Source organism: Methylobacterium nigriterrae (assembly GCF_037106235.1).
Classification (GTDB): domain Bacteria; phylum Pseudomonadota; class Alphaproteobacteria; order Rhizobiales; family Beijerinckiaceae; genus Methylobacterium; species Methylobacterium nigriterrae.
This window is the reverse complement of sequence record NZ_JBAWTG010000273.1, coordinates 1-2,959: the sequence shown is the minus strand read 5'-3', so window position 1 is coordinate 2,959 and position 2,959 is coordinate 1. Positions and strand designations below refer to the sequence as shown.

The window sequence follows — 2,959 nt, the reverse complement described above, 5'->3', positions numbered from 1 at the left end:
CCCACTCGGGCGTGCCGAAGGCGGTGCGCGATCGCCTCGGCGTCACGGACGCGACGATCAGGGTCTCGATCGGGATCGAGCATCCCGACGATCTGGTGGTCGATCTGGCGGCGGCTCTCGCAACCCTCGGTTGAGCGCTGCTCAGGGGCGGTAGGGGGGGACCTGCAGCAGGGGGCCTGTCGCACAGTTTTGCCTGGTCGTAACAGCGCGAAGCCAGAGGGGATCAGCCTGGTCGGTATGCCCAAGGACCTCTGAATGCCCTCCCATGTGCGACGAGGCGGTTGACGCGTTTCGCCACCGCACCTCGTCAGTCCCAGTCGATATCCAGAGACCTCTCGAAAGCGGCGGCCCCGAATTCCTGACCCTTGGCGTCGACGACCACGACGTCGCGGAAGCCGCGCCGCTGCAGCTCCCATGTCTTCTCCATCGCCTGCTCATCTGTCCCGCATGCGAAGGTCATGGACCTGCCCGACGGATCGACACCCTTCACGGTAAACACGACACGCTCTCCTCTACCGGCCAGATATATGGGGCCGGTCGGCGAGGAAGCATCCCTGCGGCCAGGCTTTCCGGAGATGGCGTGCCCAGTTGACTAGCGCACGATCTGACAGCCGACATGGCCCAGCCGGGGATGCAGCGTGCGCAACAGCCTGTCGAGAAAACGACGGCAGAACTCCCACACGGATTGCGTCCTGCCCGGTGCCCTGGCTCCTCGGCTGTCGGTGTCTGGAAACCCAGTTAGGAATCAATTGTCAGGAATACGCACGCGACCGGGCATTCCTTACATGCGCCCTGAAGGCCTGCTTTGGGTGCAGGCTGTGTGAAAATGCGTTGGTCTGGTTAGAGTAAATCCCGATCTGGGGGTGGTCGGGCTGACGCACTTCGCTGACAGCTACCCGCACCAGCTCTCCGGCGGCATGAAGCAGCGCGTCGCCATCGCCCGCGCGCTCGCCACGCAGCCCAGGGTGCTTGTGATGGACGAGCGCTTCGCGGCGCTCGACGCGTTAACCCGGCGCAAGATTCAGGAGGAACTGCTCGCCCTGTCGGACGAGGTCCGGACCGGGCCGGCCCGCGACGCGATGGTTACCCTCGGCTGACTCTACCTGCGGGCGTGGCTCGGGGAAGCGGTAGCGCGCAACCATCTCTGTCACTACGCCTGCTGCGCGCAGCCGCGAGGCGACGGGCATCCACATCGCCTCGGCACGGACCACGAGCGCCTGGGCGACGAAATCTGGCGCAAGGCCGGCATTGAGGTAGGCCGTCCGCTCCGGCGCCGCATCGACCTGCCGGATGGCCTCGAAAAAGCCGACCTCGTAGGGGCCGTGGAAGCCGAGCCGGCCGCCCTCAGCGAGAAAGCGGCCTCGGCCGCGTACGAAAACGAGAGTGCAGGCCGAGGCGCAGGTCTTTGGCACGTAGGTCGCGAGCGCGTGGGCGGCGACGAGGGCGCCGAGTGCGAGGGCCTCCTCGACGAGGCCGCCCTCGCTCGTCAGGTGGAGGCGCTCGACATGCGGATGTGCCGCGAGCAGGTCCGCGACCCGATCGGCAATGCCCTCGATCAGGTCGCCGGCCAGGCTCAGGTCGCGAGCGTTCGGATCGATCTCCAGACGCGGAGCTTGCAGTGGGTCGTCGGTCTCCGGAAGGGCTGGCGCGCGGGAGGCGACGAGAAGTGCCGATTGCGGGGCCGAGGTCCCCGTCGGAGGCGCCAGGTAGGCCGCCGCCCCGCAGGTAGTGCCGGCGCAGAGGATGGTCATTAGACCGAGGGCCAGGGCGCCCGGACAGCCGGGCCAGTTAGCTGAGATAGGCAACAATCATCTCCGCGACAGCGCGCGTGGCGTAGGCCTGTGGATTCTCCCCGAAGCGGATCGGGAAGGCATCGAGCATGCGGCGGCCCGCGAGGACCTGACGGATTTCCTCGCTCAGAAGGCCGTCGTCGAGGGCCGTCGCCCAGGCTGCCCTGTCATGGAGGCAAGCACCGGTCCCGACAGCCTCGGCATCCAGGGCAATGTCTCCGGGGAACCAGATGTCCTGACCAGGACGATGGTCATTCGCTTGATCGAGAACCAACATCATCGAAGCCTTTCCGTGCCTGACCGAACGACGTCGTTTGGCCCGGACACAGACGGCGGCCCGCTGGTTCGATCGCAGGATCGCGATTTGAAGAACCGCCTGCCGAGACTGAATCCTGGAGGAGGAAGTGCCGAAAATTGCAAGTCATGTGGTGAGGCTAGATGAGCGTGCACGGAAGGTGCTGCCAAACATTCGGCGGACAAAGAGAGTTTCTGTGCCGATCCTAAGCGCCAGCGAAAGTTTCTGTGCCGATCCTAAGCGCCAGCGAAAGACGATTGCCCTTCCATGCCTTCGCGGCCGCGTCCCGGTCGGTGCGGCAAACATCCCAGCCGCCGCACCGACCGGCTGGGAATCAGCGGACGCGGGGTGCCCAGACCCCGAGGGACGAGGTGTCGACAGGGCGCGGCAGCAGCCCCTCGGCCCGGAACGCGTCGGCGATCGTCTGCTGCTCGGCGAGGCCCTACCGCGTGGCGGGCTCGACCCGATAAAAGCGGCGGTCATTCGCCTGACGGACGATGGCGGGCTCGATCTTCCAGAGCTTCGCGAGCTCGACCGCAGCCTCCTCTGGGTTTGTCTTCACCCAGCGTCCGATCTCGCGCGGCATGTCGAAGATGTCATCGAACGCCCCGCTCGTATAATTTTATCAACCGAAATGGAGGCCTGCGGCTCTTTCAGCATCCTGCCTCCCGCAGCGGCAAGCAGGAGCTAAGCAACTTCGCTGCCAGGGGCAAGGCCGAGACCGAATAGCCGGTCGGCATTGCGCCAGAAGGCGTGAGCTAGAGCTGTTCTCGGGTAGGTAGCGACGGCCAAGTCGTCCTCGTACCCAGCTGCGGCGAGGTAGTTGCGGCACTCCTGCGAGGTGAAGCGGGTGAAAGCCTGCCGGATCGCCGCC

4 protein-coding genes and 3 pseudogenes are annotated in these 2,959 nt (G+C 65.8%); 2 read left to right on the top strand and 5 right to left on the bottom strand.

What is annotated here, in order from left to right; translation table 11 throughout:
- Positions 1 to 134: PLP-dependent transferase (locus tag WDW90_RS35975; protein ID WP_336492531.1), on the top strand; the 134-nt coding region annotated here is incomplete at its 5' end.
- Positions 135 to 307: 173 nt separating this feature from the next.
- Here WDW90_RS35975 and WDW90_RS35970 read toward each other — a convergent pair.
- Positions 308 to 499 (bottom strand): hypothetical protein, encoded by a 192-nt coding sequence (locus tag WDW90_RS35970; RefSeq protein ID WP_336492530.1) that lies wholly within the window; start codon positions 497 to 499, stop codon positions 308 to 310.
- Positions 500 to 866: 367 nt separating this feature from the next.
- Between WDW90_RS35970 and WDW90_RS35965 the strand changes: the two are divergent.
- A pseudogene (locus WDW90_RS35965) lies at positions 867 to 1,058 on the top strand (ATP-binding cassette domain-containing protein); the annotation flags it as partial.
- Here WDW90_RS35965 and WDW90_RS35960 read toward each other — a convergent pair.
- The 4 genes and pseudogenes from WDW90_RS35960 to WDW90_RS35945 form a co-directional block, all read right to left on the bottom strand.
- A complete protein-coding gene (locus WDW90_RS35960; RefSeq protein ID WP_336492529.1) occupies positions 1,005 to 1,805 on the bottom strand; it encodes a hypothetical protein in 801 nt (266 codons plus the stop codon). The pseudogene WDW90_RS35965 and the gene WDW90_RS35960 sit on opposite strands and share 54 nt — an antisense overlap.
- Positions 1,789 to 2,070, bottom strand: coding sequence for a hypothetical protein (locus WDW90_RS35955; RefSeq protein ID WP_336492528.1), 282 nt, complete (start codon positions 2,068 to 2,070; stop codon positions 1,789 to 1,791). Before WDW90_RS35955 ends, WDW90_RS35960 begins: the two co-directional genes overlap by 17 nt.
- Before the next feature lie 349 nt (positions 2,071 to 2,419).
- Positions 2,420 to 2,665 (bottom strand): annotated as a pseudogene (locus WDW90_RS35950) (aliphatic sulfonate ABC transporter substrate-binding protein); the annotation flags it as partial.
- Positions 2,666 to 2,862: 197 nt separating this feature from the next.
- A pseudogene (locus WDW90_RS35945) lies at positions 2,863 to 2,959 on the bottom strand (IS630 family transposase); the annotation flags it as partial.

Coding starts and splice junctions, on each gene's coding strand:
- WDW90_RS35955 (WP_336492528.1), bottom strand. CDS start 2,070: ATGATGTTGGTTCTCGATCAAGCGAATGACCATCGTCCTGGTCAGGAC.